Annotated in this window: 32 protein-coding genes; 22 read left to right on the top strand and 10 right to left on the bottom strand. The window is 31.8% G+C overall.

The annotated features are described in order from the left end of the window. Positions 1-98 precede the first annotated feature (98 nt). The 9 genes from lysA to dxs are packed head-to-tail and all read left to right on the top strand — an operon-like array spanning position 99 to position 9,626. Positions 99-1,307 (top strand): diaminopimelate decarboxylase, encoded by a 1,209-nt coding sequence (gene lysA, locus MOV50_RS03950; RefSeq protein ID WP_321779110.1) that lies wholly within the window; start codon positions 99-101, stop codon positions 1,305-1,307. A gap of 4 nt (positions 1,308-1,311) precedes the next feature. Further along, the gene (locus MOV50_RS03945; protein WP_321779109.1) at positions 1,312-2,103 is read left to right on the top strand and encodes an HAD-IIA family hydrolase; all 792 of its coding nucleotides are present in this window, start codon (positions 1,312-1,314) and stop codon (positions 2,101-2,103) included. After that, positions 2,100-3,191, top strand: a complete 1,092-nt coding sequence (gene pheA / locus MOV50_RS03940) for a prephenate dehydratase (RefSeq protein ID WP_321779108.1) — start codon at positions 2,100-2,102, stop codon at positions 3,189-3,191. Before MOV50_RS03945 ends, pheA begins: the two co-directional genes overlap by 4 nt. Beyond that, positions 3,181-4,275 (top strand): histidinol-phosphate transaminase, encoded by a 1,095-nt coding sequence (gene hisC, locus MOV50_RS03935; protein ID WP_321779107.1) that lies wholly within the window; start codon positions 3,181-3,183, stop codon positions 4,273-4,275. The genes pheA and hisC overlap by 11 nt, the downstream gene beginning before the upstream one ends. Positions 4,276-4,293: 18 nt before the next feature. After that, a complete protein-coding gene (gene fliF / locus MOV50_RS03930) occupies positions 4,294-5,994 on the top strand; it encodes a flagellar basal-body MS-ring/collar protein FliF (protein WP_321779106.1) in 1,701 nt (566 codons plus the stop codon). Then, a complete protein-coding gene (gene fliG / locus MOV50_RS03925; protein ID WP_321779105.1) occupies positions 5,991-7,016 on the top strand; it encodes a flagellar motor switch protein FliG in 1,026 nt (341 codons plus the stop codon). Before fliF ends, fliG begins: the two co-directional genes overlap by 4 nt. Before the next feature lie 7 nt (positions 7,017-7,023). After that, the gene (gene fliH / locus MOV50_RS03920) at positions 7,024-7,797 is read left to right on the top strand and encodes a flagellar assembly protein FliH (protein WP_321779104.1); all 774 of its coding nucleotides are present in this window, start codon (positions 7,024-7,026) and stop codon (positions 7,795-7,797) included. A gap of 7 nt (positions 7,798-7,804) precedes the next feature. Continuing rightward, a complete protein-coding gene (locus MOV50_RS03915) occupies positions 7,805-8,491 on the top strand; it encodes a 1-deoxy-D-xylulose-5-phosphate synthase N-terminal domain-containing protein (RefSeq protein WP_321779103.1) in 687 nt (228 codons plus the stop codon). After that, on the top strand, positions 8,436-9,626 hold the full coding sequence (dxs, locus tag MOV50_RS03910; protein WP_321779102.1) for a 1-deoxy-D-xylulose-5-phosphate synthase: 1,191 nt from the start codon (positions 8,436-8,438) through the stop codon (positions 9,624-9,626). The genes MOV50_RS03915 and dxs overlap by 56 nt, the downstream gene beginning before the upstream one ends. Here the strand turns inward: dxs and pgeF are convergent. Continuing rightward, positions 9,618-10,343, bottom strand: coding sequence for a peptidoglycan editing factor PgeF (gene pgeF / locus MOV50_RS03905; RefSeq protein WP_321779101.1), 726 nt, complete (start codon positions 10,341-10,343; stop codon positions 9,618-9,620). The two genes, dxs and pgeF, sit on opposite strands and share 9 nt — an antisense overlap. A gap of 32 nt (positions 10,344-10,375) precedes the next feature. Between pgeF and ovoA the strand changes: the two genes are divergently transcribed. The 4 genes from ovoA to MOV50_RS03885 are packed head-to-tail and all read left to right on the top strand — an operon-like array spanning position 10,376 to position 14,318. Beyond that, the gene (ovoA, locus tag MOV50_RS03900; RefSeq protein ID WP_321779100.1) at positions 10,376-12,475 is read left to right on the top strand and encodes a 5-histidylcysteine sulfoxide synthase; all 2,100 of its coding nucleotides are present in this window, start codon (positions 10,376-10,378) and stop codon (positions 12,473-12,475) included. Next, a complete protein-coding gene (locus tag MOV50_RS03895) occupies positions 12,472-13,656 on the top strand; it encodes a PatB family C-S lyase (protein ID WP_321779099.1) in 1,185 nt (394 codons plus the stop codon). Before ovoA ends, MOV50_RS03895 begins: the two co-directional genes overlap by 4 nt. Before the next feature lie 18 nt (positions 13,657-13,674). After that, positions 13,675-13,893: a hypothetical protein gene (locus MOV50_RS03890; protein WP_321779098.1), complete on the top strand. Its 219-nt coding sequence runs from the start codon at positions 13,675-13,677 to the stop codon at positions 13,891-13,893. A gap of 5 nt (positions 13,894-13,898) precedes the next feature. Further along, positions 13,899-14,318 carry a hypothetical protein gene (locus tag MOV50_RS03885; protein WP_321779097.1) on the top strand — a complete coding sequence of 140 codons (420 nt, stop codon included), beginning with the start codon at positions 13,899-13,901 and terminating at the stop codon, positions 14,316-14,318. Here the strand turns inward: MOV50_RS03885 and MOV50_RS03880 are convergent. After that, positions 14,299-14,472 carry a uracil-DNA glycosylase gene (locus MOV50_RS03880; protein ID WP_321779096.1) on the bottom strand — a complete coding sequence of 58 codons (174 nt, stop codon included), beginning with the start codon at positions 14,470-14,472 and terminating at the stop codon, positions 14,299-14,301. The two genes, MOV50_RS03885 and MOV50_RS03880, sit on opposite strands and share 20 nt — an antisense overlap. A gap of 79 nt (positions 14,473-14,551) precedes the next feature. Between MOV50_RS03880 and MOV50_RS03875 the strand changes: the two genes are divergently transcribed. From MOV50_RS03875 to MOV50_RS03865, 3 genes are all read left to right on the top strand, one after another. Further along, on the top strand, positions 14,552-15,244 hold the full coding sequence (locus MOV50_RS03875; protein WP_321779095.1) for a dUTP diphosphatase: 693 nt from the start codon (positions 14,552-14,554) through the stop codon (positions 15,242-15,244). A gap of 6 nt (positions 15,245-15,250) precedes the next feature. Then, entirely contained in the window at positions 15,251-15,820 is a 570-nt protein-coding gene (locus tag MOV50_RS03870; protein WP_321779094.1) for an ABC transporter ATP-binding protein, read from the top strand. An 89-nt stretch (positions 15,821-15,909) separates the two neighbouring features. Continuing rightward, the gene (locus tag MOV50_RS03865; protein WP_321779093.1) at positions 15,910-16,200 is read left to right on the top strand and encodes a hypothetical protein; all 291 of its coding nucleotides are present in this window, start codon (positions 15,910-15,912) and stop codon (positions 16,198-16,200) included. A 162-nt stretch (positions 16,201-16,362) separates the two neighbouring features. On the opposite strand, the gene crcB is transcribed toward MOV50_RS03865, so the two are convergent. From crcB to MOV50_RS03830, 7 genes are read right to left on the bottom strand one after another with little or no spacing between them, the layout of a single operon-like run. After that, positions 16,363-16,749, bottom strand: coding sequence for a fluoride efflux transporter CrcB (crcB, locus tag MOV50_RS03860; protein ID WP_321779092.1), 387 nt, complete (start codon positions 16,747-16,749; stop codon positions 16,363-16,365). Continuing rightward, positions 16,718-17,416: a lysophospholipid acyltransferase family protein gene (locus tag MOV50_RS03855; RefSeq protein ID WP_321779091.1), complete on the bottom strand. Its 699-nt coding sequence runs from the start codon at positions 17,414-17,416 to the stop codon at positions 16,718-16,720. The genes crcB and MOV50_RS03855 overlap by 32 nt, the downstream gene beginning before the upstream one ends. After that, the gene (locus tag MOV50_RS03850) at positions 17,394-18,530 is read right to left on the bottom strand and encodes a hypothetical protein (RefSeq protein ID WP_321779090.1); all 1,137 of its coding nucleotides are present in this window, start codon (positions 18,528-18,530) and stop codon (positions 17,394-17,396) included. Before MOV50_RS03850 ends, MOV50_RS03855 begins: the two co-directional genes overlap by 23 nt. Continuing rightward, positions 18,527-19,201, bottom strand: coding sequence for a phosphoribosylformylglycinamidine synthase subunit PurQ (gene purQ, locus MOV50_RS03845; protein ID WP_321779637.1), 675 nt, complete (start codon positions 19,199-19,201; stop codon positions 18,527-18,529). Before purQ ends, MOV50_RS03850 begins: the two co-directional genes overlap by 4 nt. A gap of 14 nt (positions 19,202-19,215) precedes the next feature. Further along, a complete protein-coding gene (purS, locus tag MOV50_RS03840; protein WP_321779089.1) occupies positions 19,216-19,458 on the bottom strand; it encodes a phosphoribosylformylglycinamidine synthase subunit PurS in 243 nt (80 codons plus the stop codon). A 3-nt stretch (positions 19,459-19,461) separates the two neighbouring features. Next, positions 19,462-20,175, bottom strand: coding sequence for a phosphoribosylaminoimidazolesuccinocarboxamide synthase (gene purC, locus MOV50_RS03835; protein WP_321779088.1), 714 nt, complete (start codon positions 20,173-20,175; stop codon positions 19,462-19,464). Positions 20,176-20,181: 6 nt separating this feature from the next. Further along, positions 20,182-21,495: a S41 family peptidase gene (locus tag MOV50_RS03830; protein ID WP_321779087.1), complete on the bottom strand. Its 1,314-nt coding sequence runs from the start codon at positions 21,493-21,495 to the stop codon at positions 20,182-20,184. 134 nt (positions 21,496-21,629) lie between these two features. On the opposite strand from MOV50_RS03830, the gene MOV50_RS03825 reads away from it, so the two are divergent. The 6 genes from MOV50_RS03825 (at position 21,630) to hisD (ending at position 26,103) form a co-directional block, all read left to right on the top strand. After that, a complete protein-coding gene (locus MOV50_RS03825) occupies positions 21,630-22,034 on the top strand; it encodes a hypothetical protein (protein ID WP_321779086.1) in 405 nt (134 codons plus the stop codon). Between the two features lie 81 nt (positions 22,035-22,115). Then, the gene (locus MOV50_RS03820) at positions 22,116-22,556 is read left to right on the top strand and encodes a hemerythrin domain-containing protein (protein ID WP_321779085.1); all 441 of its coding nucleotides are present in this window, start codon (positions 22,116-22,118) and stop codon (positions 22,554-22,556) included. A 17-nt stretch (positions 22,557-22,573) separates the two neighbouring features. Then, the gene (locus MOV50_RS03815) at positions 22,574-23,854 is read left to right on the top strand and encodes a hypothetical protein (RefSeq protein ID WP_321779084.1); all 1,281 of its coding nucleotides are present in this window, start codon (positions 22,574-22,576) and stop codon (positions 23,852-23,854) included. A gap of 22 nt (positions 23,855-23,876) precedes the next feature. Then, positions 23,877-24,392 carry a shikimate kinase gene (locus MOV50_RS03810; protein ID WP_321779083.1) on the top strand — a complete coding sequence of 172 codons (516 nt, stop codon included), beginning with the start codon at positions 23,877-23,879 and terminating at the stop codon, positions 24,390-24,392. Then, positions 24,385-24,810, top strand: a complete 426-nt coding sequence (locus MOV50_RS03805; protein ID WP_321779082.1) for a thioredoxin family protein — start codon at positions 24,385-24,387, stop codon at positions 24,808-24,810. Before MOV50_RS03810 ends, MOV50_RS03805 begins: the two co-directional genes overlap by 8 nt. Before the next feature lie 3 nt (positions 24,811-24,813). Beyond that, on the top strand, positions 24,814-26,103 hold the full coding sequence (gene hisD, locus MOV50_RS03800) for a histidinol dehydrogenase (RefSeq protein WP_321779081.1): 1,290 nt from the start codon (positions 24,814-24,816) through the stop codon (positions 26,101-26,103). Positions 26,104-26,205: 102 nt separating this feature from the next. On the opposite strand, the gene MOV50_RS03795 is transcribed toward hisD, so the two are convergent. Beyond that, a complete protein-coding gene (locus MOV50_RS03795) occupies positions 26,206-26,925 on the bottom strand; it encodes a response regulator transcription factor (RefSeq protein ID WP_321779080.1) in 720 nt (239 codons plus the stop codon). Between the last annotated feature and the right edge of the window lie 27 nt (positions 26,926-26,952).

Genomic DNA, 26,952 nt, shown 5'->3' with positions numbered 1-26,952 from the left:
TTGATATAAAGCTTCTCCTTTTGTGAGAGATATTTTTTATAACAAAAATATAAGCACTTTTTAGATAAAATCTCTTAAAAAAGATTTGGAAATTATAAATGAATTTTAAAGAATTGGCATCTAAGTATCAAACTCCATTATATATTTATGATTTTAATTACATGAGTAAACAATATGACGAGTTAAAAGATGCATTTAAAGCAAGAAAATCTATCTTGGCTTACGCAGTTAAAGCAAACTCAAATTTAAGTGTTGTAAAACATTTTGCAAAAATGGGAAGTGGTGCTGACTGTGTTTCTATCGGAGAAGTGCGTCGTGCTTTTTTAGCGGGTATACCAGCATATAAAATCATCTTTTCTGGTGTCGGTAAAAGTGATGATGAGATTCGTGAAGCGATAAAAAAAGATATTTTATATATTAATGTAGAAAGCGAAGCAGAGCTTAAACGAGTAGAGTCTATTGCCAAAGAGTTAAGTAAAGTTTCTCGAATAAGCATTAGAGTAAATCCAAATATTGACCCAAAAACTCATCCATATATTTCAACAGGACTTCACGACAATAAGTTTGGAGTAGAGATAGACACAGCTAAAAGAATGTATATATTTTCAAAAAATTCTGAGTCTTTAGAACCTGTAGGAATTCACTTCCATATCGGTTCACAGCTCACGCATCTAGAGCCTATTTATGAATCAGCAGTTATAGTTGCAGATATGGTTCGTTCATTAGAAACAATCGATATTAAACTAAAGTTTTTTGATGTTGGTGGCGGACTTGGAATTAAGTATGACGATGAAGTCACTATTGAGCCTTATGAATATGTACAAGCAATTTTGGGAACTCTTAAAGGTCTGGACTTGACTGTTATCTGTGAACCTGGAAGATTTTTAACTGCAAATGCAGGATACTTTTTAACAAAAGTTCTTTATGAAAAACAAAATGGCGATAAAAAGTTTGTAGTAGTTGATGGAGCTATGAATGATCTTCTTCGTCCAGCATTATATAGTGCTTATCACAAGATAGAAGCTATTACAGATTCTACTTCTGCTCCAAGAGCAGTTGATATTGTTGGTCCAGTTTGCGAGAGTGGAGATTTTTTCGCTAAAGATTATCTACTTCCTGAGTTAGAACGAAATGACTTAGTAGTTATTCATAGTGCGGGAGCTTATGGTTTTGGAATGGGTAGTAACTATAATACGCGTGGGCGTAGTGCTGAGGTAGCAGTTATTGATGGAGAGTCAAAGCTTATACGAAAAAGAGAAAGCTTTGATGATTTGATAGCTTTAGAAACAGATTATATAAAAGATTAATAATTTGTATTTCATAGATGTTCAAGGTACTCTTATTAGCGATGCAGACAAAACTCCCATAGCTGGTGCTTTAGAGTTTATTCGCAGTTTAAATGAGAAAAAAGTGCCATATATGATAGTTACAAATAACACTAAAAAATCATCATCTGATTTTTATCAATATTTAAAATCTCTTGGTTTTGAGTTTGAACTTTCTTCATATATAGACCCTTTGATGATTTTAGAATCTTGTGTATCTAAACAAAGAGTAGCTGCTTATGGCTCAAAAGCTTTTTTACAAACTATAAAAAATATGAGTTATGTTTTAGACTATGAAAAACCTAAAACGGTTTTAGTCGCTATTAAAGAAGATTTTAAAGCTGATGAATATGCTCAAATGATAGATTTTTTACTTGATGGTGCAGAGTTGATTGGAATGAATGAAACTTCTATTTATGCTCAAAATGCTAAAAGATACCCTGGGGTAGGTGGAATTTTGAAAATGTTGGAATTTGCAACTTCTACCTCATACAAAGTTGTGGGAAAACCAAGTTTAGCTTTTTATGAAGAAGCATTAAAAGGGCTGCAACTTCAAGATGAGGATGCCACTTTTAGTAAAATAACAATGATTAGTGATGATGTTAAAGGTGATTTGGGTGGAGCAAAAGAGATGGGTATGAAAACTATTTTTGTGACAAGTGGAAAGTATAAAACTGCACAAGAAATTATTCCATCTTTAAAGCAAGAACTAAGACCAGACGAAATATTTGCAGATATGCAAGAGATATTAGAACAAAATCAAGGACATAGCAGATGAAAACTTTAGATGATTGTAGAATTGCAATAGACGCTATTGATAATGAAATTTTAAAACTTTTAAATGATAGAATGAAAGTTGTTGGTAAAGTTGGTGAGATTAAGAGTGAATCAGGTGGAACCATTTATAGACCTGAGAGAGAAAAAGCTATCATTGATAGGTTAGAAGGACAAAGTAAAGAAAGTGAAGGCGTTTTAAATAGAAATGCTATTGAAGCGATATTTTTAGAAATATTTGCAGTTTCAAGAAACTTGGAATTACCAGAAAAAATAGCTTACCTTGGACCAGAAGGTACCTTTACTCATCAAGCGGCAGAGAGTCGTTTTGGTGCTATGAGTGACTATATATCACTAGGTTCAATTTACTCTGTTTTTAAAACACTTGAAGCTAAAAGAGCTAAGTTTGGTGTAGTTCCAATAGAAAATTCAAAAGATGGTATAGTTGGAGAAACTCTTGATTTACTAGCAAAAAGTAGTGTAAAAATAGTAGCAGAACTTTATATGCCTATTCATATGTCGTTTGTTACAAAAGCAACTTCAATAGAAAAAATTACAAAAATTTACTCAAAAGACAAAGGTTTTGGACAGTGTAGAGAATTTTTAGCAGAGCATGGTTTAGTTAATGTTGATCAAATTCCTGTTGATTCAACCGCAAAAGCTGCTATTTTAGCATCTGAGGACCCAGATGCTGCAGCGATTTGTAGTCATATAGCTGCAAAACTATATGGTGTGCCAACAATGTTTGAAAATATTGAAGATGCTCATGATAGTAGTACAAGATTTGTAATACTTAGTGATTTTAAAAATGCTAAAAGTGAAGATGACAAAACTTCGATTTTAGTAAGGTTAAAAGATGGTGTAGAAGCTGGTGCATTAGTGCATTTTTTACAAGATTTTGATGAAGAAAATATAAATCTATCAAAAATCGAATCTCGTCCCTCTAAAGATAAAAGTGGGTTTGGATATTGGTTTTATATAGATTTTTATGGGCATATAGATGAGAAAAGAATACAAAGAGTTCTGGATAAACATGGTAGTGAAGTTACATGGTTAGGCAGTTATGTAAATGGAGATAATAATGAAGTTTAATAAACAAATGAAAGATATAAAAACTTATGAAGCTGGAAAGCCAATAGAGTTAGTTGTAAGAGAGTTTGGTATCCAACCACAAGATATTGTGAAACTTGCAAGTAATGAAAATCCTAATGGATGTTCACTCAAAGTTCAAGAAGCAATTGTCAAAATAGTTTCAAAAATGGCACTATATCCAGATGACTCTATGATGAGTTTAAAGCAAGGATTGAGCAAAAGATTTCAAGTGCAAGATGAAAATATTATTATTGGTTCAGGAAGTGACCAAATAATAGAATTTTTAATTCACGCAAAAGCAAATTCAGAGTCTAAAATTTTGATGAACTCTATAACATTTGCAATGTATGAGATTTATGCCAAACATGTTGGAGCAGAGATTTTAAGAACTAGTACGGTTGAACATGATTTAGATGAGTTTTATAAAATTTATAAACAAGAGAAACCTTCCATAATATTTTTATGTACTCCAAATAATCCAACAGGAGATGCTATAGATGCTAAAGCCTTATTTGACTTTATCAAAAAGATAGATGATGATACTTTAGTAGTAGTTGATGGTGCTTATATGGAATACGCTTTAGTTAAAGATACTTCTAAATATGTCCAGCCAAAAGATTTACTTAAAGAGTTTAGTAATACTATATATTTAGGTACTTTTTCAAAAGCTTATGGATTAGGTGGGATGAGAGTTGGTTATGGAGTAGCAGATGCTAAAATCATTAAAGAGCTTTATAAACTTAGACCACCATTTAACATAACAACTTTATCTTTAGAAGCAGCTACAATCGCTTTAGAAGATGAAGAGTTTGTTAAAAATAGTATAGTTGACAACTTTAAAGAGATGAAACGCTATGAAGAGTTTGCAAAAGAGCAAAAAATAGATATAATTGAGAGTTATACAAATTTTGTTACATTGTGTCTAAATTCAAACCAAAAATCTTCACAAATTGCAAGTGAGCTTTTGCAACAGGGAATGATAGTTAGAGATTTAAGTGGTTATGGAATGAATGCGATCAGAGTAACAGTCGGAACAGCGGAGCAAAATAGTAGATTTTTTGCTTTAACTTGCGAAATTTTGTAATTATAAAATGGGAATTTGATGGATTTTAAGGTACTTTTTTCACAGTTAGTTACCCTTTTTGATAAGTTAACTAAACAACAAAGAATTATTATCTCTGCGGCTGTTATAGGTATAGTTGCATTTTTAATTTTTATGGTTGTTTTTACTGCTCAAAAAGATACAAAAGATAAATATGAAATCCTTTTTAGCGCACTTAGTTCTGAGGATGCAGCTAAAGTTGTAGAACAGCTTGAAAAAGACGGTATCGTATATAAACTAGAAGATAATAATGTTATAAAAGTACCTAAAGATGTTGTTTATAAAGAGCGTATTGTAATTGCATCTATGGGTATTCCTAAAAATAAAGGTGTGGGTTTTGAACTGTTTGATACACAAGAATTTGGTGCAACAAAGTTTGACCAAGATGTAAAATATCTTCGTGCATTAGAAGGTGAACTTTCTCGAACAGTAAACTCTCTTGGACCAATAGAATCATCAAGTGTAAGCTTGGCTCTTCCAAAAGACACACTTTTTGTGGCTAAACAAGTTGAGCCTACTGCTTCTGTTATGGTGCAGATTGTGGAAGGTAGAAGGCTCTCATCTAGGCAAATAAGAGGTATAAAAAACCTTATTTCGTCATCTGTACCTAAACTTACATCAGCAAATGTTATGCTTATAAATTCTGATGGTGAAACTTTAGGTGATGAAGATGAGATGGCTCAAATGGGTGAACTCTCAGCGGTTCAACAAAAATTTAAAAATAAAGAAGAGAAAAAAAGACAGAGAAAAATCATAGATGTTATTTCTCCTTTTGTTGGTGGAAAGCAAAAAGTAGTTGCCCAAGTTACTATAGAGTTCGATTTTTCTATTAAAAACTCAACATCAGAAGTATTTGACCCTGAAAATGTGGTAAGAAGTGAGCAAGTCAGTGAAGAGAAAAAAGAGGGTGGTTCATCACAACAAATCGGAGGAGTACCTGGAACTGTAAGTAATATAGGTCCAGTACAAGGTCTAAAGTCTAATAAACCTAGTGAAAAATATGAAAAAAATACTGGAACAACAAATTATGAAGTTGGAAAAACAGTTTCAACTACAAAGTCACAATTTGCTCGCATCAAAAGAATTAGTGCAGCGGTAATAATAGATGGAAAATATAATTATAAAATAGATGATGAAGGTAACCCAACAGAAACTCTTGAGTATGAAAAAATTCAAGAAAGTGATCTAGAAGCTCTTTCTTCTCTCGTTAGTCGCTCTATTGGAATCGATGAGGTAAGAGGTGATATAGTAAGTGTAAAAAATTTACGATTTACAAGAGATATCTCTCCTGTTGAGATTGATGGAGTTTCTAAAGCTGTTAATTTTAGCGAAACTTATTTAGCACCTTTTTCTGGTTTGTTTAAATATCTTTTTGTAATGATATTACTTTTAATACTTTATAAAAAAATCATATCTCCTTTTGCTGCTAAAATGCTTGAAGTATCAAAAGAAGAAGATGAGCAAAGTCGTCCAACTTTGGATATAGAAGATGATGAAGAAGAAGATTTGGTCGAAAAAGTTCAAAAAATGCGTAAAAAAGTTGAAAGTCAGCTTGGTGTTGGAGAAGGTTTTAATGAAGATGAACTCAAACATGAAGTATTACTAGAAAAAATTAGAACTATGGTAGAAGAAGGACCAGAAGAGGTAGCAGCACTATTGCAATCACTTCTTGTTGAAGAAGAAGGAGTTGTAAAACCATGAATTTATCACCAACACAACAAGCAACCTTTGATGAAATGAGTATGGCGGAAAAAGTTGCAATTTTATTAATGCTACTTGGTGAAGAATCTACAGCATCAATTTTTTCCAACTTAAGTGTAATTGCGATAACAGATGTATCAAAATTTATCGCAGGAAATAGAAGTATAGATAAAGCGATAGGAACAGCAATTTTAGAAGAATTTCATGCTATCTTTCAATCTGGTCAGTTTCTTACAACTGGTGGCATGGAGTATGCAAGAGAACTTCTTTATAGAACTCTTGGTGCAGAAGAAGCAAAAAAGGTCTTAGAAAAGCTTTCAAAAAGTATGCAAAATACACAAAATTTCTCATACCTTTCAAAAATCAAGCCTCAGCAACTCTCAGACTTTATTGTCACAGAGCATCCTCAAACAATTGCTCTTATATTAGCGCATATGGATGCAACAGAAGCCGCAGATACTATACAATATTTTCCAGATGATTTGCGTTCTGAAGTTGCTATGAGAATGGCAAAACTTGGAGATATCTCTCCTTCAGTTATTAAAAGAGTTTCTGCAGTTTTAGAGTCTAAACTAGAATCTCTTGCTTCATATAAAGTTGAAGTTGGTGGTCCAAGAGCGGTTGCAGATATTTTCAACCGTCTTGGTGCAAAATCTGCAAAAGCAACTCTTGCTCAAGTTGAACAAGTAGATGAAGAGATGGCAACTTTAATCAAAGAGATGATGTTTACTTTTGAAGATATTGTGACACTTGATAAAAATGCTATAACAGAGATTTTAAAAACGGTAGATAAAAAAGACTTAATGCTAGCTCTTAAATCTTCAGCAGAAGAGTTGAAAGAAAAATTCTTTACTGCTATGAGTGAGAGAGCTAGAGAAGCATTTGAAGAAGAGATGCAATTTCTTGGTGCCGTTAAAATGAAAGATGTTGAGAGTTCTCAAAGAATGATAGTTGAAGCTGTTAATACACTTGCTGAATCTGGTGTTATTCAGATGGGTTCTACTGATGAGATGATAGAGTAGGTATAAGATGGAAAGTGTAATTTCAAATCAAAATATGAATAATCATAGTGTAGATAAGTACAATTTTAAAGTTTTAAATCTTGGAGCTGGTGAAGAAGAGCAAGATGACTCATTTACTAAAGATAAAAATCCTGGTTTAAGAGATAGTGATGTAGATTCAAGCTCTTTAAGTAACTCTTCTAAAGAATCTCTTATCGAATCATTAATGAAAAAGACAGATGAAATGTCATCGAATTTTATAAAGTTACAGATGAAACTAGAAGATATGAGTGAAGAACATAAGGTAGAAATACAAAAGATTAAAGAAGAATCATTTAACGAAGGCATACAAGAAGGTAAAACACAAGCCTTTAAAGATGAAGAAGAAAGTATGGCAAATGGTTTAGCTCAGTTTAGTTCTTCTGTTGCAACACTAGAAAATAGTGCAGCTGAATATGAAAAAGCACTCGAAGGGATAAAAAGTGAACTTATTAGTGCGGCACTTGATATTGCTAAAGAAGTTGTAAATGTTGAGTTGGGCGATAACTCTACAAAAATAGCTCAAATTTTATCAAGTGAATTGATAAAAGAGTTGCAAGGGGCATCTAAGGTAACTCTTAAAGTAAATCCTAAAAATCATGGAGAAATTTCTCAAAGTGTTGGATCATTAGAACATATTGAAGTGATTTCAGATAGTGCTGTAAGCGAGGGTGGTGTCATAGCCATTAGTGATGCAGGAAATATAGACGCTCAAATATCAAAAAGATTTGAGAGAGTTAAAAGAGCAGCCTTAAGTGAATAGAGTATAGATGGATATTAAATCAAAAAATATAGAAGAATTAGAACATCTTTGTGGTGATATAAGAGAAGAAATACTAAGAGTAGTTAGTAAAAATGGTGGTCATTTAAGTTCAACACTTGGTGCAACAGAGCTTATTGTAGCGATGCATAAAGTGTTTGACTCAAAAAAAGACCCTTTCATTTTTGATGTGTCTCATCAAGCTTATGCACATAAACTTCTAACTTCGAGATGGAAAGAGTTTGATACTTTGCGAGAATTTGGTGGTTTATGTGGTTACACAAAACCATGTGAATCTGAGCATGATTATTTTGTAGCAGGGCATAGTTCTACTTCTATATCTTTAGGCGTTGGTGCTGCAAAAGGCATCGCTATTAAAGGTGAAGAGGACTCAAGAATCCCTGTTGTTATGATAGGTGATGGTTCTATGACTGCTGGAATGGTATATGAAGCATTAAATGAGTTAGGCGATAGAAAATACCCTATGATAATCATACTTAATGATAATGAAATGAGTATCGCAAAACCTATTGGAGCATTAAGTAGAATCCTTAGTTCTGCAATGGCTGGTTCTTTTTACCAAAAGTTTAAAAAACATACTGAAAATTTTGTTGATAACTTTGGAGATGGAGCACATTATCTTGCAAAAAAAGATGGAAGAGAGTTTAAAGCTAATAACTCCTGGGATAATGTTTGAAGAGATGGGGATAAACTATATTGGACCCGTTGATGGACATAACCTTAAGCAACTAATATCAATCTTTCAAAAAGCAAAAAAACTAGGTCAGCCTGTAATTATACATGCTCAAACTATTAAAGGTAAGGGTTATGATATCGCTGAGGGTAAAGAGGAAAAATGGCATGGAGTTGGTCCATTTGATTTGAATGATGGAAGCAGTTACAAAAAAAGTTCTGAGAAAAGTGCTACTCAAATTTACACAGAATCATTACTTCATCTAGCAAAAGAAAATGAAAAAATTGTTGGTGCTACTGCTGCGATGCCAAGTGGAACAGGATTGAGTGAACTCTTAGAAATTTATCCAAATAGATTTTGGGATGTAGCAATCGCAGAACAACATGCAGTTACTTCTATGAGTGCTTTAGCAAAAGAGGGTTTTAAACCTTTTTGTACAATCTACTCAACCTTTTTACAGCGAGGTTATGACCAAGTTATTCACGATACCTGTCTTATGGACTTACCTGTTGTTTTTGCACTTGACCGTGCGGGTATAGTTGGTGAAGATGGAGAAACCCATCAAGGTGTTTTTGATATATCTTTTTTAAGAGCAATCCCTAATATGACACTTTTTGCTCCAAGAGATGAGAAGTCATTTCATCAAGCTATGGCTTTTGCATCTAAGTATGAGCATCCATGTTCTTTGAGATATCCAAGAGGCTCATTTATAAAAACAGATTTGACACAATCAAATGAATTTAAGCTTGGAACTTCACAACTTCTAAGTTCTAATGATAGTGATATTCTTTTTATCGGTTATGGTAACGGAGTAGGTCGTGCTTATGAAACATCAAAACTATTAAAAGAAGATGTGAGTATTTTAGACTTAAGATTTGTTAAACCATTAGATAAAGAGATGCTAAGAGATATGGCAAAAAAACATAAAAAATGGTTTATATTTTCTGATAGTTCTAAAATGGGTGGAGTTGGCAGTGCAATTTTAGAATTTTTAGCTCAAGATAAGATTAGAGATATAGAATTAGAGAGTTTTGAATATGAAGATGCGTTTATAACTCATGGAAATACAAAACTTGTTGAAGAATCATTAGGAATTTTACCAAGACAACTAGCAAGAAAGGTTGAAGAGTTACTTTAGCAAGATAACTCCACAAAACCTTCCACTTTTTTTATCTGCTCTATAAGAAAAATACTTTTTGTCTTCACAACAACTGCACTCATTACAAATTTCAATATTTTGCTCTTTAACCCCAGCATCTAGGAGTTGAGTTTTTAAGATTTTACTAATATTTAAGTAGTAATTTTTATCTTTTTTCTCTATGGCATAGTTCAAGTTTAGTTCACAAGATTCTTTATATATTTCATCTCCAACTTCATAACAGCATTTTTTTATACTTGCTCCAATAGACACAATTATATCTTGAGCGTTTGAATTATAATTTTCTTTAAAAGAGTTGATTACATTCTTAATAATATTACTAAATGTACCTTCTCTCCCAGCATGAGCAACAGCGATAATATTTTTTTTAGTATCAAAAAAAAGTAAAGGAGAACAATCAGCAACCATTACCATTAAAGGTGTATTTAGTTTATCTGTTATAAGAGCATCGCAAGTTGGAGGGTTGTCGAAGTTATCTTTTACATCTACAAGGTGTACTATATTTGAGTGAATTTGTTTCATATGAATAAGTGTTTTCTTGTCGTAATTTAATTTCTTAGCTAAGACAGTATGATTTAGTTGCACGACTTTTGGATTGTCATTTACATGAAAGGCTAAATTGCCAGATACTTTAGTTGTAAAAGCATGTGTGATATTTGATACATTATTTAATACTTTACTATGATAGAATTGCATATAATTATTATAGCAGATATAAAGGAATATTTTTGAATAATCTTAGTAGATACCCAGTAACGCTAGATGGGAATGACATACAAAAAAAACGACAAGAAATTAAAGAGTATTTTAACAATACTTGTAATCTTTACGAAAAAGTATTTGAACTCTTAAAAAATGATGATGTGTTTTATAAAAAGTCAGAACTAACTCGTCATCCTATGATATTTTATTTTGGACATACAGCAACTTTTTTTGTAAATAAACTAATAAATATGAAGATAATAAACAAAAGAATAGATGCAGATTTTGAGGCAATATTTGCCGTTGGCGTTGATGAAATGGCTTGGGATGATACAGAGGCTAAAAACTATGCTTGGCCGAGTGTCGATGCGGTTAGAGAGTATAGATGCAAGATAAAAGAGCTTGTAAATGATTTGATAATGAGTATGCCTTTAACTCTCCCTATAAAACAAGATAGTGATATGTGGATAATACTGATGGGCATAGAACATGAAAGAATCCATATAGAAACTTCACTTGTTCTTCATAGACAGATGCCACTAGAGTGTATAAAAGAAGTTAAATGCTTTAGTGAATGTTCTCATAGCGCAGATGCACCAATAAATGAGATGATAAACATAGATGCCCAGCAGATAAAACTAGGTAAAAGTAAGGCACATAATCTTTATGGCTGGGATAATGAGTACGGAGAGTATGAAGAAGAAGTAGGTGAGTTTAAGACTTCAAAGTTTTTAGTATCAAATGAAGAGTATATGAAGTTTGTAGATGCAAAAGGTTATGAAAAAGATGAGTATTGGGATGAAGAAGGTTTAGAGTTTTTAAAAAGCTCAAAAGTTAAATTTCCAGTTTTTTGGATAAAAGAAAATGGAGTTTATAAATATAGAACTTTGAGTAAAGTTATTCAGATGCCGATGAATTTTCCAGTTGAGGTAAATGCACTAGAAGCAAATGCTTTTTGTAGATATAAAAGTTTAGTAGATAATGTTACATATTCCCTTCCAAGTGAAGCGGAATATATGGCAATTTATAATCGTTCAAATTTACAAGATTTACCAGAATTCCATGAGAGTAGAGCAAACTTAAACTTTTATCATTATGGTAGTTCTTGTCCTGTAAATGAGTTTAGTTTTAATGGCATCTATGATGTTGTTGGAAATGTTTGGCAGTGGAGTCGTACCCCAATCTTTGGCTTTGATGGCTTTGAAATTCATGAAGCTTATGATGACTTTTCTATTCCTACTTTTGATGGTAAACACGCACTTATCTTAGGCTCATCATGGGCTAGTAGTGGAAATTTAATAATGAAGCATTCCCGTTATGCTTTTAGAAAACATTTTCCTCAATTTTCTGGATTTAGGTATGTTATTTCAAATAGTGTAGAGTATAAAGAAAAATATATATATGAAAGTGATGAACTTGTATCTCAGTATTGTGAATTTCAATACAGCGATGGGTATTTTGGAGTTAAGAATTTTGCTATTGAGATGGCAAAAATTGCTTCAAAATTTTCGGGTAAAAAAACGAAAGCATTAGATTTGGGTTGTGCAACAGGACGAGCTTCGTTTGAACTTGCAAAGAGTTTTGATAAGGTTGAAGGGATTGACTTTTCGGTTCGTTTTATTCAGGTTGGCTCAAAGCTTAAAGAAAAAGGTTTTGTGGCTTTTCATACAAAACAAGAAGGCGAGTTAGTAGAAAATAAAAAAGTTACAATAAAAGAGTTGGGATATGAAAACCTAAGTCAAAAAGTTTCATTTTGGCAAGGAGATGCTTGTAATTTAAAATCTAATTTTAACTCTTATGACATGGTAATGGCAACAAACCTTATAGATAGACTTTATAACCCAAGACTTTTTTTAGATAGTATTGATGAAAGATTAAATGATGATGGCATTTTAATCATAGCATCTCCATATACTTGGCAAGAAAGTTCTACAAAAAAAGAGCTTTGGCTTGGAGGATACATAGATGCTAATGGTGAAAACATTAAAACCTTAGATAGTTTAAAAGAGATACTTTTAGAAAAGTTTGAACTTATTCACTTACAAGATTTGGAGTTTGTTATAAAAGAAACTAAAAGAAAATACCAACATACAATATCTGAAGTCAGTGTTTGGAAAAAAAGATGAAATATGATTTTACTTCATCAGCATCTAGAGAAAATTCAAATGCAGAAAAATATACTTTAAGAGAAAAATTATTTGGTTCAGATGAGGTCTTGCCTGTTTGGGTGGCAGATATGGATATTGATACACCAGAGTTTGTACTTGAAGCAGTTAAGCAGAGGTTAAAGCATCCAATAGTTGGTTATGAAGAAGTTCCCACAAGTGCATTTGAAGTGCAAATAAAGTGGATGGATGAGAAACATGGGGTAAAGTTTGAGCTTGAAGATTTACTTTACTCTCATTCTGTTGTGGCATCTATGAGTGTTGCCATAGATGCTTTTAGTGAAATTGGCGATAAGGTTATCGTGCAAACTCCAATCTATCCGCCATTTTTTCATAGTGTAAAAGAACATAAAAGAGAACTTTTAATAAATCCTTTAAAACAGATGAGCGATGGAAGATACACCTTTGATATAGATGATTTAAAATCAAAGGTAGATGCCAATACTAAACTTCTGCTTTTATGCTCACCTCATAATCCTGTTGGAAGAGTGTGGTCAAGAGATGAACTAACAGAGATTTTAGAGATTTGTTTAGAAAATAATATAGTTGTTTTTAGTGATGAAATACACTCAGACTTAGTATATGCTCCAAACAAACATATACCTTTTGCATCTATAAGTAAACAAGCAAGAGATATAACTATAACTGCCATTGGTGTTGGAAAAACATTTAATATGGCTGGTTTTGCTATGAGTAGTGTTGCGATTACAAACAAAAAGTTAAGAGAAAAATTTACACAAAGTTATAATCGTGTGCATTTTGCACAGGGAAGTGTTCTTAGTCATGTGGCATTTCAAAGTGCTTATAAAGATGGTTCTCAGTGGCGAGATGAGTTAGTAGAGCATCTAGGTAAAAACTACAAAAGTTTAAATGAACTATGTCAAAAATACAAAGATAAAATAAAACTGATTCCTATTGAAGCAACTTATTTGGCATGGTTAGATTGTCGTGGAATGAACTTATCCGATAGAGATTTAAGAAAGTTTTTTACTCAAAAAGCCAAATTAGGTTTAAATGCAGGTCTGAGTTTTGGTAGAGAAGGAAGTGGTTTTATGAGGCTTAATTTTGCTGTATCAACTTCGCAGATGCTAGAAGTGATTAAGCGATTAGACAAAGCACTTAGGATAAAATACAAAAAATAACTTTATTTAGGGATAAAGATGATAAATATAAACTGGGTAGAATTTAAAGAGTATAAGCAACACGCAATAAAAGAGAATAATTTTGAGATGCTTATAGATTTTTTAAGAAGTTACTACAACATGTCAAATCCGACTGATGTGTATGATACATTAAAAGCGGATGGAACGGGTAGATTAATGTTAGAAAAAAGAGATATCGTAGATGCCGAAGGTTTAGAAAACTTCATGTTTCAATAGTATTTATGGAAGATGATTTAAAAAAAATTATAAATTTTATAGATAAGCATCATGTTTTGAGTCTTGCATCTACAGATGGAAATATTATCAGTGTTTGTAATCTTTTTTATGCCTATGATTCAAAAGAACTTTCTTTTATAGTTGCAAGTAGTGATGACACAACACATATACAAAATATTTTAAAGAATTCAAGAATTGCAGGAAGTATAGTTTTAGAAACTACGATAGTTGGAAAAATTCAAGGTTTACAGTTTAAAGGTGAGTTTTTATCACTTAAGGATAAAAAATTAAAAAAATTATATTTTAAAACTTTTCCTTATGCTTTAGCTTTAAGTCCAAAACTTTGGCAAATAAAAGTAGATTATTTTAAAATGACTGACAATACTTTAGGCTTTGGTAAGAAGATTATTTGGCAAGAGGCTTAGCTCTAAATAAATTACAATCACTCCCGCTACTTTGAAAAACGACAATAGATGGAATCTGTTGTGCTTTAAAACCATAAGCTTTACAGCCATGTGGTTTATCCTTCTCCCAAGTAACAAAATAATGGATACATATTCTACAATTAATTCTTTTCATAAATCTCTTCTTTTTAAGTGTAGAATTCTAGCATATTAGGTAAAATAGAAGATTAAATTTACTAAAAGAGATACTAAACATGGATAAAATATTATTAATGCTTCAGCTCCAAGCACAACTCAATGATTCAACAAATGGAGAACAATGGGTTAAGGGTATCACAAAAAATTCTAAAACGATTAACTGGAAGAGATGCATATATATGGAATGCGCAGAGATGATTGATAGTTTTTCTTGGAAACATTGGAAGAGTATAGATAAAGAAGCAGATTGGGATAATTTACAAATAGAAGTAGTTGATGTTTGGCATTTTATGATGAGTTTAGCGATTGAAAATTATTCAGCAAATCTAAAAGGTGGTATCGAAGATTTAGCCATAAATATTTCAAACCTTGAAGCATTTAGTAAACTAGAAAATAAAAATAAACTTTTTGGTTATCAAGATGATGTAATCATAAAAGTAGAGAGTATTATGCGAACTTCTTTAAGTTTACAAGAGTTAGATTTAGATGTTTTTGTGGAGGACTTTTTTACCCTTGTTACGCTCAGTGGGCTTGACTTAGATACTCTTTACCGTCTTTATGTAGGTAAAAATATTTTAAACCAATTTCGTCAAGATAATGGTTATAAGGAAGGTTCTTACATAAAGATGTGGGACGGAGTAGAAGACAACATTATAATGAAAAAAATCTGGGAAGAAAATAGCAATATTAAACCAGAAGTTCTATATAAAGAACTAACAAAATTATATATTGCATTAAATAAAAGATAAAAATAGTTGTGTAATATTTTAGAAGTTAAAGAACTCTCTTTTGGTTATACAAAAGACTCTTTACTTTTTGACAAGTTAAGCGTTACCCTAAAAAAGGGTGAAATAAAAGCTATAGTTGGAGAAAGTGGTGCTGGAAAAAGTACACTTTTTGAGCTTATACTTGGTAACTTAAAACCACTTCATGGAACTATAAAATGCGAAGAAGCATCTCAAGTTTATCAAGACCCATACAGCTCGTTTCATCCAAGCTACTCTTTAATCAATCAGATACAAGATGTTGCCTCAACGCAAGATATTGATAAATATTTAAAAAGTATGAATCTTGAAGAGGAACTTCTAACAAAACTTCCACATGAACTCTCAGGTGGACAGCTTCAACGCGCATCTATACTAAGAGCTATGCTTATGCGACCCTCTTTACTTTTGCTTGATGAACCGACATCAGCACTTGACAATGTCATACAACTAGAGGTTATGAATATGCTTATGAGTTCTCTTGAAGAGATGGGAATGTTACTTATCACTCACGATTTAGAATTAGCTTCTTGGTGTGCTGATGAAATTATTATGATTTAAATGTAGAAATATTATTTCACTTAACATTATTATTATATATTATTAGGTATTATATTTGTAAATATAATTTAATAGATAGGAAAATAAAAATGAATAATAAGTTGTCTATAATGACATTTTTTACAATTATTATAATAGCGATTTTATCAAGTGGGTGTTCAACAGTACAGGTAGCTAAGGACTCCAAGGGAACAGGAACAAAAAAAATATATACTAAGTCGAAGTTAGAAGTCTGGAGTGCAATGAAAATAGCGGTTGTAAATACAGGTGGTGAAATAGTAGAAGAAGATACTAACAAATGTTCAGTTCTCGCTAAGTATGGTGTTAGTGCTTTTAGTTGGGGTGAAAGAGTAGGGGGTGTTTTGTTATCCAATTTCTAAAAATAAGATTGAAATAGAAGTCGTTTCAAAAGCCGCTGTTTTTACAAATATAACTGCTTCTGATTGGACTAATAAAATATTTACAGAAATGGATTCTCAGTTAAAATAAAATATCATTGTTCAAATAAGTATTTAATATTTCTGTAATTTTTAATTCTAAAGTTACTTCAAAAAATATTTAGCAAGATAAAAACCCCCACCTGCCATAAAAATAGTTCCAAAAGCATTTAGTGAAATATTTGTTAAAGCCAACAAGATGTGACCACCTTCAAGTAGTAAAAAACTCTCAATTGCAAATGTTGAGTAAGTTGTTAAAGCTCCAAGTATTCCTGTTGAGAGGAATGATTTAGCAGGCATAGAAAAGATAGAAGTGTACATAAAGTAAGCGATAAGTAAGCCCATAATAAAGCTACCAACAAGGTTCACTCCAAGTGTTCCAAAAGGAAGATCGTGTGGTAGTTTATGTGAGATTAAACCATTGAAGTAAGCTCTTAATACTGCACCTATAAAACCGCCACTACCTATGGCTAGGATTGTTTGCCAACTCATTGTCGTACACTCCTTGCATCTGAACTCTTAAATCAGTTAACCAGTTTTTATTGCTTTTATCGGCATAAAAAGAGTCTAAAAAAATCACTTTTACTTTCCCAGGTTTATAGTAAAATCTTTTTAAATCATAATATTTGGCAGTTTGCATTAATATGATTGGTTGAACTTTTAGTTTTAACTTATCAGCGATAACTTTAGCTCCTGATTTAAAAGGAAGCATTTTGCCTTTTGTTGAGCGTGTTCCTTCTGGAGCCATTGTTACAACTCTTCCTTTATCTATTCTATCTTTAGCAGCTCTAAGAAGTTTAATAAGTGAAGTTTTACTTTCTCTCTCGACAGGAATATCTTCGTTAAACTTTAAAACTAAACCAAAAAGAGGGACACTAAAGAGTGATTTTTTAGCTACCCAAGATATGTCACTCCGCGTACTTGTTTCAATTACACCAATATCTAAATCACTCTGATGATTAAACAAAAACATTTGAGCATCTAGGTCTTCTTTACCTATTATTTCAGTTGAGTAAAATATACTCAAACGCATAAACCATGAAGAAATTTTTCTAGTATATGGACGAGGTAGTAAGTAGTAAAATATTACTTGAAGAAGTAAAGATGTAAAGATGATAATAGTAGCGTATAGCCAACTAATTTGAGCAAATATCTTCATTTCTCACCCAACCAATTTTTTGATTTTGAAGTTTTACTTTTATAAACTTCTTTACACTTCCTTCTTTTTGTAAACGGTACTCTCGATTTGTGACCTCAAAGACAGTTCCATTTTGCACAGGAAGAAGATAAATTGCAGCACCTACCTTTATGCAGACTTCTTTAGATGGGATTGCTAAATATGCAATATACGCTAAAGGAATGATAACAAATACTAAATAGATATATTTTTTTCTGAAGATAATAAATAGAGTTGCTAAAAGTGCAAAAGCAGCAGCTATTTTCATTTTTAGTATCTCTTTTGATTGGTCTTTTGGCTTTAAATCACTTTGAGTTGTTACACTATCATCACTCACAATTATAGGAATACTTATAAGCGAAAACCCATTTCGTTTAAGATTAAAAAATGAAAAAGAAAAATGTTCTAGTTTTTTGTCAATTATTATATAGTAAAGTAGTTTGGAGTCAAAATATGATTCAGTCATTGACTCAACTCCTTGTTTAAAAACATTTTGGAGTTTAAAAGCGGTTAAGTCACAGTTAGTTGCAATAGCACTAAAGATTATTATATTATGTTGTTGGTCATAAGTAGTCGTTTTGTAGTTTAAAAGTTCAAAAGAATTAGCTACTATATTTGCAAAATCTTTTTTAGGATTTAGTGTAACTACTTCTAATTCGTAAGTTTTTAATATTGTTTTTTTGTAAATTGTTTTGTCGTTGTCATGTAAAGTTGCAGTAAATTCAGGAAGTGATGCAGAGCTACCAAGAACTAGAAAATAAAAAGTATCATAAAAATATTTAGAATCTTTATCTCTATATGGGATAGAGTTAAGCGCTCTTAGTCCATCATGATTTGTAAGTTCATAAGTTATATTTGTAAAGTTTTTTACAGTGGAGAGTGTTTTTAAAGTTAAAGAAAATATCTCACCTTTAATAACTCTAGTAGGTGCTTTTTCTATGTTTAAATATAAAACTTTTTGTAAATTATTTTGGTTTAGAGTTTGGTTTGATTCACTTTCATTATGAGAAGATATTATATCTTGTATAACATCTGTGTTTTCATTAGAGCTTAGAGTTGTTAAAAGCAACAACCCTAAAAAGAATAACCGTATCACGCTTCAGTAAACCCTTGAAGCATTTTGATACCATCATCGCTTCCAAGAAGTAACTCCATTGCACGCTCAGGATGAGGCATAAGTCCAAATACATTTCTTTGCTTGTTGCAAATTCCAGCAATAGACTCAACACTTCCGTTTGGATTTTTGATTTCACCAGATGCATCTGTGTATTTTAAAAGAATTTGATTGTTGTCTTCTAACTCTTTTAATCCAGAAGCTTCAATAAAGTAGTTTCCATCATGATGAGCAATAGGAATATTTACTATCGTCTCATTGTTTAATTTTTCCAGAAAAATATTATCATTATTTATAACTTTTAAGTGATGGTATTTAGATATAAAATGTAGATGTTCATTTCTTTTTAGTGCTCCAGGAAGAAGCCCTGCTTCTGTTAAAACTTGAAAACCATTACAGATGCCAAGAACTTTTCCACCATTATTTGCATAAGTTTCAACTGCTTTCATAACAGGGCTAAATCTTGCAATAGCACCACTTCTTAAGTAATCTCCATAGGAAAATCCACCAGCAACTACTAAAAGGTCAGTATCACTTGGAATAGACTCTGATTTATGCCAGATTAGTTCAGTTGATGCACCTAAAGCTTCAAAAGCATGTTGAGTATCATACTCGCAGTTAGTTCCAGGAAATTGAAGAATAGAAACTTTTATCATTTATATCTCCTTTATACTAGTTCAATATCGTAATCTTCAATTACTGTGTTTGCTAAAAGGTCCTCACACATTTGAGTTACATCTTTGTTGGCTTTTTCTTTGTCATCAGTATCTAGTTTTAAGATAATTTGTTTACCAACACGAACATCATTTACACCATCAAAGTGAAGTGAATCAAGAGCATGATGAACTGCTTTACCTTGAGAGTCTAAAACTCCCGCTTTTAAACTAATATTTACTATTGCTTTTATCATAATCTATTTTCCTAATATTCTATTTAATACTTCTTCATAAGCCACAGTTAAACCACCTAGACCTTGACGAAATCTATCTTTATCCATTTTTTCGCCACTCTCAATATCCCAAAAACGGCAATTATCTGGAGAAATTTCATCAACTAAAAGGATGTTACCTTGAGCATCTTTTCCAAACTCTAGTTTAAAATCAACTAGGTTAAGACCAATACTTGCAAAGTAAGGCTTAAGTATATCATTTACTTGACGAGCCATTCTTCTAAGTTTATCAAGTTCATCTTGGTGCTCAACTAACTCAAGTATAAGACAATGTTGGTCATTTAATTTAGGGTCACCTAAATCGTCATCTTTATAGTCAAATTCAACTAAAGTAAAAGGGAGAACTTTTCCATCTTCTATACCAAGGTTCCTAGTAAGACTTCCTGTTGCAATATTTCTAACGATAACTTCGATTAAAATAACATCAACTTTAGTATGAAGCATATGATTGTCATCTAGCATCTCCACAAAATGAGTTTGTATGCCGTTGTTTTCTAAAAGTTTAAACAGTTCAGTAGAGATTTTATTGTTAAGTGCACCTTTACCAGCAGCACTTGATTTTTTTTCACCATTAAAAGCAGTTAAGTCATCTTTAAATTCAGAAATTACTAGATTTTCATCATCAGTTAAAAAAAGTCTTTTTGCTTTTCCTTCGTATAGTAGTTCTCTCTTTTGCATCTGTTCTTATCCTTTTACAATTATTAGTGCTTTTATGATGTCAACTGATTCTTTTAGCTGAATATCTTTGTATAACATTTTTTTTGTAATTATATCTTTTTTAGCTTTAGCTTTCTTCTTCTTATCTTTCTTTTTACCATCTACTTTTACAAGTTCTTTTTCTAGATGTTTTTTTAAGTCTGCTTCTTTTATAGAAAAAGAATTTTCATGAGTTTTTACTTCACCTGCTTGAACTTCTATGTCTGGTGTAACTCCAACTGCTTGAATAGTTCTGCCACTTGGAAGATAGTATCTTGCTATTGTTAATTTTATAGCCTCTTTGTCTGTTATAGGAAGAACAACTTGTACACTTCCTTTTCCAAAAGTTTTTTGTCCTAGAATTACAGCGCGTTTATGGTCTTGAAGTGCTCCACTTACAATCTCAGATGCACTTGCACTTCCCCCATTTACTAAAACGATTAAAGGTACTTTTGTTAAAGTATTACTAGCAGATGCTTTGTACTCTTGCTTGTTTGATTCTTTACGACCTTTTTGAGAAACGATTTTACCCTTATCTACAAAAATATCAACAAGTCCAACTGCTTGGTCAAGTAGTCCTCCCGGATTGTTTCTTAAATCAAGAATAATCCCTTTTGTTACAGCTTTTTTCTTTTTGATAGCCTTTGCTACATCTTCAACAACTTTTCTATCAAAGCTAGTAACGCGAATATACTGAATATCTTTACCAATAGTTTTTGTATATACTGATTGGATAGTTATAATACCTCTAATAATATGAACAGGAAGAGGTTTCGCTTCCCCTTTTCTTACTATTGTGATGTCGATAGGTTCACCAACTTTTCCTCTCATGATTGAAACAGCTTCATCTATTGTCATGTTCAGAGTTGACTCTTCATTTATTTTTAAAATTATGTCACCAGATTTCAGTCCTGCTTTATCTGCTGGAGTTCCTTCAATTGGTGCGATTACAGTAAGTGCTCCATCTTTTATGCCGACAGTTATACCAAGTCCACCAAATTCACCACTTGTTTGAACTTTAAGTTTTTTATAATCTTTTTGAGTTAAAAAGTTAGAGTGTGCATCTAAGTTGCTCATCATTCCTTGAAGTGCTTTGTCCATTAGTTCTTCGATTGTTATATCATCTACATTGTATTGTTCAACAATACTTATGACTTTTGTAAACTTAGCTAAGGCTTGAAGTCTTGAAGCTTCTTCTTTTGCAGTGTCGGTTGGTTCTGCAAATAAGTTTGCAGAAAAAAGTAGCGAAAATACTACTACTACTGTCGCAAATCCCATAGTTATATATTTTTTATTTTTCATATTTTATTCCTAGTCTGTTTAAAAGAGATATTATAGTAAAAAGCTGTTTAAATAACAAATCTAATTTAGCTACTTAATAACTTAAAATGTATATGGTGTTACAATTATCTTAACTTATATATAAAGGGTGAAAAATGAATTCAATATCATTTCTGATTTTAGTTGGGGTAATCTTATCTTTAGGTGCATTTTTATATTTTGAAGGTTTAGCTATAAAAGCTAACAAAGCTTCGTCTGATGCAAGTGACAGTCTGAGTGAGAGCTTTAAAAAGTATGACACATCTCGATATGTAGCAATGTTTTTTGCTTCTAGTTTTTTTATTACACTGATTTTAGCAACTGTCGGACATAAGCCAGATTATGGACTGATTGAAGCTTTATTATATATCTTTGTTACAACTTTTGCAGGTTCAACACTTATTTTTGTTATGAAATTGCAAAAAAATTTATTGATTAAAGTATTTGCTACTTTTCTTTATGGAGTTCCACACATTGGAGCGTCGGCACTTGCCTTTCTACTAACATATTTAATTTTTTAAACTATTGTATTGATGACTAATAATTAAATATTAAATTTTTTTCAATATAATACAAAAAAATTAATACAATAGGTATAAAAAATGAGTACAATAAAAGAATATTTAACAACTGACCATACCAGATGTGATGAACTTTTTGCTGCAATGGAAGATAGTGCTAGTAAGTTTATAAAAGATGCTAAAGTAGCTTACAAAGCATTTGCAGACTCTAGTGAAAGACACTTCCAAATGGAAGAAAGAGTTATGTTTTTAGAGTTTGAAACAAAGACGGGAATGACTCAAGGTCCAACAGCGATGATGCGTCATGAACATGAACAGATGCGAACTCTTGTTTCGCAAATGGGTGAAGCCATAGAAGATGAAAAAAAAGATAGATTTTTTGGACTTTCAGAAACTTTAATGATTTTAATGCAACAACACAACATGAAAGAAGAACAGATGCTCTACACAATGGCTCAACAACATCTTAGTGCTGATTCAGACAGAATAGTAGATATGATGGAGTCTATGCTTGTTGAGTAGTTTTTTAGGATTTTTTTATGGAACTTAATGGATTATCGATTGATCAAGCTCCTCCCATATCAGCACCAGTAAGATTTTATTTAACAGCACCACTTTTTGCGATATTAGCTGGTTTTTTTATATTTTTTAGTGAAGCAGATTTATTGATGACAAGGTACTCAATAGACTCCATTATAATCACACACTCTTTAACTGTGGGCTTTTTAGGTTTCATAATGCTTGGTTCATTAACTCAGATGCTACCTGTTTTAGCTGGTGTAGTGATTCCAAAAGTTAATATCGTTTCAAAATTTGCACATATATTTTTAGTTTTTGGTTTGATTTTGATGATGCTTGGACTAAGCTTGGAAAATACTACAGCCAATCTTTTTGCTATGGGGCTTCTTGGAAGTGGTTTTGCTATGATGATAAGTGTAATTGTTATGGCAGTTATAAAAGTTAAAAACTTTAACCCAACAGTAAAAGCTATGAGTGTTAGTTTGTTTTTTGCATCTTTTACAGTTTTAATGGGAATTTTCTTGTTATATACTTATGTCAATGATGATATTTCTCAATACAGAAATATGATAGCAAATGTTCATAGTGTTTGGGGTATTTTTGGTTTTGCGAGTATCTTAATTATTGGTGTCACATTTCAAGTTTTGCCGATGTTTTATGTAGCTCCAAAGTTTAAGCAGTTTTGCAAAAGAAAGGTAGTTTGGCTAATCAGTGTAGGTCTTTTTATTTGGTTAATTACTAGTTTAGTTTATGAGCCACTTACTATTATAGGCAAGGCTTGGATTGCAACATTTTTTTGGGCATTTTCCACAACAGTATGGTTAAAATTATCTCGTCGTAAACGACCTATTAGCGATGTTACAGTTTGGTACTGGAGAAGTGCAAGTGTTTTACTTACGCTAGGTGCTTTTCTTTGGATATTTGATGAGTATTTTAGACATGAGTATATAGTTATGGTTAGTATTTTGCTTGGTGGTTTTATACTTTCTATAATGATGGGGATGCTTTATAAAATTATTCCTTTTCTTGTATGGTTTCATCTAAACGCAAAAGGGTATATGACTATACCAACGATGAATGAGATGATAAATAAAACACTCGGAAGAATTCAGTTTATTCTTTTCATCGCTTCATTAGTAGGTTTTGTTGTTACTTTTTATATCCCGATTTTACTAAAAATATCGGCAGTAAGTTTTATAGTTAGTATGATGATTTTACAATATAATGTCATAGCACCAATGCTTATATACAAAAAGATTATAAAAACAAAACCAGATTTTGATATGAGTGCGTTTAAGTAATGGGACATAAATAAGGATATTAGTGGAAAATATTATTTTGATTGGCTTTATGGGAGTTGGGAAGGGTAGTGTGGCTAGAGAAGTTATAAAACATTCTAACTACATGACCCTGGATACAGATGATTTAATAGAAAGCATAGAAAATAAAAAGATAAATAAAATCTTTAGTGAAGATGGTGAATCGCACTTTAGAAATCTTGAAAAAGATGTGGCTATTTGGCTTGAGTCTAGTGTGAAAAATACTCTCATCTCAACAGGAGGCGGTTTTTACAAACAAAAGAATTTAAGAAAGATAGGAATCGTTGTTTTACTTGACTCACCTTTTGACAAGATTATTAAACGCATTAAAAATCACCCAAATGCATTTAAAAAACTAAAAAAAAGACCATTACTACAAGATTTAGAAGAAGCAAAAAAACTATACGATGAGCGTCGTCCTGAGTATCTAGCTTTAGCAGATATAGTTATAGATGTTACAAAAAAAAGTGTAGTAGAATGTTCAAAAGAACTTCTTAAAAAGGTAAAAAATAATGCGTAATTTATTAGTATATTTACTTCTTACATTTGCTTCAACTCTTGTGGCAAGTGAGATTAACTGGGCAAAAGATTTTAAAGCAGGCATAAAAGAAGCATCTAGGTTTAATAAGCCTGTTTTATTTATATCTTCAAGACATACTTGTAGATACTGTGTAATATTAGATAACACAACTTTAAAAAATAAAAAAGTCATAGATTCGCTAAACAAAGACTTTACCTCAATTATCTCATATAGTGATGAAAATGATTATATGCCAAAAGAACTTTACCAACCAGGGACTCCAGCAATTTGGTTTTTACTTCCTTCAGGTGAACCAATGTATCAGCCAATCATGGGGGCTATTGGAGCAAAAGATTTTTTAGAAGCTTTGAGTACAGTAAAAAAAGAGTTCGATGACTCTAAAAAAATAGGAAAATAGATTATGATGTTTATAAATACAAAAGATGAAAAGTTTACAAGCAGTTTTAATGAGCTTCTTTTAAGAGGGAAGATGGATATCGATGAGGTTAGTTCTGTTGTAGGTACTCTCTTAAATGAAATCAAAACTGATAAAAATAAAGCTTTAAAAGAGCATATTACTAAGTTTGATAACTGGACTCCAAAAACCGATGAAGATTTTAAAATCTCACAAGAGTCAATGAGTAAGGCATATAATAGTATAGATGCTAAACTAAAAAGTGCCTTGCATTTAGCATATGACAGAATCAAAATCTACCATGAAAAGCAAAAACCAAAATCTTGGTTTGATACAGAAGAAAATGGAACTATTTTAGGACAAAAAACGACTCCTGTTGATAGTGCTGGTTTATATATCCCTGGCGGAAAAGCTGCTTATCCATCTTCACTTTTGATGAATGTTATTCCTGCGCAAGTTGCTGGAGTTGAAAAAATCATAATTTGTACTCCTGCTCCTAAAAATGAAGTCAATGAGCTTTTACTCGCTGCTTGTCACTTATGTGGAGTAAGTGAAGTTTACAAGGTTGGAGGAGCTAGTGCAATTGGTGCTATGGCCTATGGAACTCAGAGCATTCCTAAAGTTGATGTTATAACAGGTCCAGGAAATATTTTTGTAGCAACTGCTAAAAAAATGGTTTATGGCGATGTAAACATTGATATGATAGCAGGACCTAGTGAGATAGGAATTTTAGCAGATGATAGTGCAAATGCCTCGCATTTAGCAGTTGATTTGTTGTCTCAAGCAGAGCATGACGAGATGGCAAGTTCTATACTGATAACTCCTTGCCAAAAGTTAGCTGATGCGGTAGTTATTGAGATAGAAATCTGGCTTAAAAAACTTCCACGAGAAAAAATAGCTAGAAAATCCATAGAAGATAGAGGTGCTATCATAGTAACTAAAGATATGGATGAGGCTATAAAACTTATGAATGAGATAGCGCCTGAGCACCTTGAAATTGCAACAGATAATGCATTTGAATTTTTACCATTCATAAAGCATGCTGGAGCAATCTTTTTAGGTCATAATACTCCTGAAGCAATCGGAGATTATGTTGCTGGACCAAATCATACTCTTCCAACAGGAGGAACAGCAAAATTTTTCTCTCCTCTTGGAGTTGAGAATTTTATGAAAAAAACTTCAATCATTTCTTTTTCTAAAAAGGGCATAAATGAGATAGGAGAAGCATGTGCACTTATCGCAAATACCGAAGGTTTAACGGCACATGAACAATCTGTAAGGGTTCGATTAACTTAATATTTTAGATAATTCATTTTTCTCTAATGTAGATACTATAATAATGTTTATAGAGTATGATGAGAATGCAGAAGTTGAAGATGAGGGAGATATGGAGTTTTTTTAAAGGTTTATACTATAACCTAGTTCTTGAGTGTTTGAGATGAAATCCTGAGGAGTTTTTTTTCTCAATCGTTTAACCAAGCTTTTGATGGAATCGTTAGAAAATTCTTTGTCTGGTTTTTCATAATACAGGTGGTTAAATATTTCAACAGCACTAAAAGACTGCGTTGGATTTTTTATGAGTAGATGAAGGAGTTTTAGTTCCATAACACTAAGTTCAATTTTTGTACTGTTAAATAAAAGTATGGATTTAGTTATATTATATTTAAAACCTTCACTTAGAACTACGATATTATCATTTTTAAATGAGTTACAAACTTTATGTAGTATTTCTAACAGTTCTTGTGAAGAAAGTGGTTTATGCATAAAACCTTCTACACCGAGATTGATTAAGTCGATTAAATATTCTTTATCATTATATGCTGAAACAACAATAATCTTTTGTTCTTTATGAAGCTTGAATATTTCTTTGCTTAATGATATCCCATCGAGTAGTGGCATCTGTATATCGGTGACAACAATATCATAAAACACATCATTTTTTTTATAATAATCTTGATATAAATTAAGTCCATCTAAGCCATCTGTTGCAGTATCTACTTGTTTAAAAAGATTGTAAAATATATAAGATGTTTTATCTCGTAGTATTTTATCATCTTCTACATATAACAAAGACAGGTCTTGTGATAATTGTTTTAAAATGTTGAAATTTAAAGACATGCAGTATTCTACTCTTTTTATTTTAAT

Source organism: Sulfurimonas sp., from assembly GCF_029027585.1.
In the GTDB taxonomy this organism is placed as follows: domain Bacteria; phylum Campylobacterota; class Campylobacteria; order Campylobacterales; family Sulfurimonadaceae; genus Sulfurimonas.
Note: the sequence above shows the minus strand (reverse complement) of the source record. Positions and strands in the feature narration are given on the sequence as shown.

Excerpts from the sequence above, each read along its gene's own strand:
- MOV50_RS03875 (WP_321779095.1), top strand. The coding sequence starts at position 14,552 with ATGGATAAAATATTATTAATGCTTCAGCTCCAAGCACAACTCAATGAT.
- MOV50_RS03825 (WP_321779086.1), top strand. The coding sequence starts at position 21,630 with ATGAATTCAATATCATTTCTGATTTTAGTTGGGGTAATCTTATCTTTA.
- purC (WP_321779088.1), bottom strand. The coding sequence starts at position 20,175 with ATGCAAAAGAGAGAACTACTATACGAAGGAAAAGCAAAAAGACTTTTT.
- fliG (WP_321779105.1), top strand. The coding sequence starts at position 5,991 with ATGAATTTATCACCAACACAACAAGCAACCTTTGATGAAATGAGTATG.
- MOV50_RS03855 (WP_321779091.1), bottom strand. The coding sequence starts at position 17,416 with ATGAAGATATTTGCTCAAATTAGTTGGCTATACGCTACTATTATCATC.
- fliF (WP_321779106.1), top strand. The coding sequence starts at position 4,294 with ATGGATTTTAAGGTACTTTTTTCACAGTTAGTTACCCTTTTTGATAAG.
- pheA (WP_321779108.1), top strand. The coding sequence starts at position 2,100 with ATGAAAACTTTAGATGATTGTAGAATTGCAATAGACGCTATTGATAAT.
- fliH (WP_321779104.1), top strand. The coding sequence starts at position 7,024 with ATGGAAAGTGTAATTTCAAATCAAAATATGAATAATCATAGTGTAGAT.
- MOV50_RS03805 (WP_321779082.1), top strand. The coding sequence starts at position 24,385 with ATGCGTAATTTATTAGTATATTTACTTCTTACATTTGCTTCAACTCTT.
- MOV50_RS03880 (WP_321779096.1), bottom strand. The coding sequence starts at position 14,472 with ATGAAAAGAATTAATTGTAGAATATGTATCCATTATTTTGTTACTTGG.
- hisD (WP_321779081.1), top strand. The coding sequence starts at position 24,814 with ATGATGTTTATAAATACAAAAGATGAAAAGTTTACAAGCAGTTTTAAT.
- MOV50_RS03895 (WP_321779099.1), top strand. The coding sequence starts at position 12,472 with ATGAAATATGATTTTACTTCATCAGCATCTAGAGAAAATTCAAATGCA.
- MOV50_RS03815 (WP_321779084.1), top strand. The coding sequence starts at position 22,574 with ATGGAACTTAATGGATTATCGATTGATCAAGCTCCTCCCATATCAGCA.
- purS (WP_321779089.1), bottom strand. The coding sequence starts at position 19,458 with ATGATAAAAGCAATAGTAAATATTAGTTTAAAAGCGGGAGTTTTAGAC.
- MOV50_RS03885 (WP_321779097.1), top strand. The coding sequence starts at position 13,899 with ATGGAAGATGATTTAAAAAAAATTATAAATTTTATAGATAAGCATCAT.
- lysA (WP_321779110.1), top strand. The coding sequence starts at position 99 with ATGAATTTTAAAGAATTGGCATCTAAGTATCAAACTCCATTATATATT.
- pgeF (WP_321779101.1), bottom strand. The coding sequence starts at position 10,343 with ATGCAATTCTATCATAGTAAAGTATTAAATAATGTATCAAATATCACA.
- MOV50_RS03915 (WP_321779103.1), top strand. The coding sequence starts at position 7,805 with ATGGATATTAAATCAAAAAATATAGAAGAATTAGAACATCTTTGTGGT.
- MOV50_RS03865 (WP_321779093.1), top strand. The coding sequence starts at position 15,910 with ATGAATAATAAGTTGTCTATAATGACATTTTTTACAATTATTATAATA.
- crcB (WP_321779092.1), bottom strand. The coding sequence starts at position 16,749 with ATGAGTTGGCAAACAATCCTAGCCATAGGTAGTGGCGGTTTTATAGGT.
- MOV50_RS03890 (WP_321779098.1), top strand. The coding sequence starts at position 13,675 with ATGATAAATATAAACTGGGTAGAATTTAAAGAGTATAAGCAACACGCA.
- MOV50_RS03830 (WP_321779087.1), bottom strand. The coding sequence starts at position 21,495 with ATGAAAAATAAAAAATATATAACTATGGGATTTGCGACAGTAGTAGTA.
- hisC (WP_321779107.1), top strand. The coding sequence starts at position 3,181 with ATGAAGTTTAATAAACAAATGAAAGATATAAAAACTTATGAAGCTGGA.
- MOV50_RS03795 (WP_321779080.1), bottom strand. The coding sequence starts at position 26,925 with ATGTCTTTAAATTTCAACATTTTAAAACAATTATCACAAGACCTGTCT.
- MOV50_RS03820 (WP_321779085.1), top strand. The coding sequence starts at position 22,116 with ATGAGTACAATAAAAGAATATTTAACAACTGACCATACCAGATGTGAT.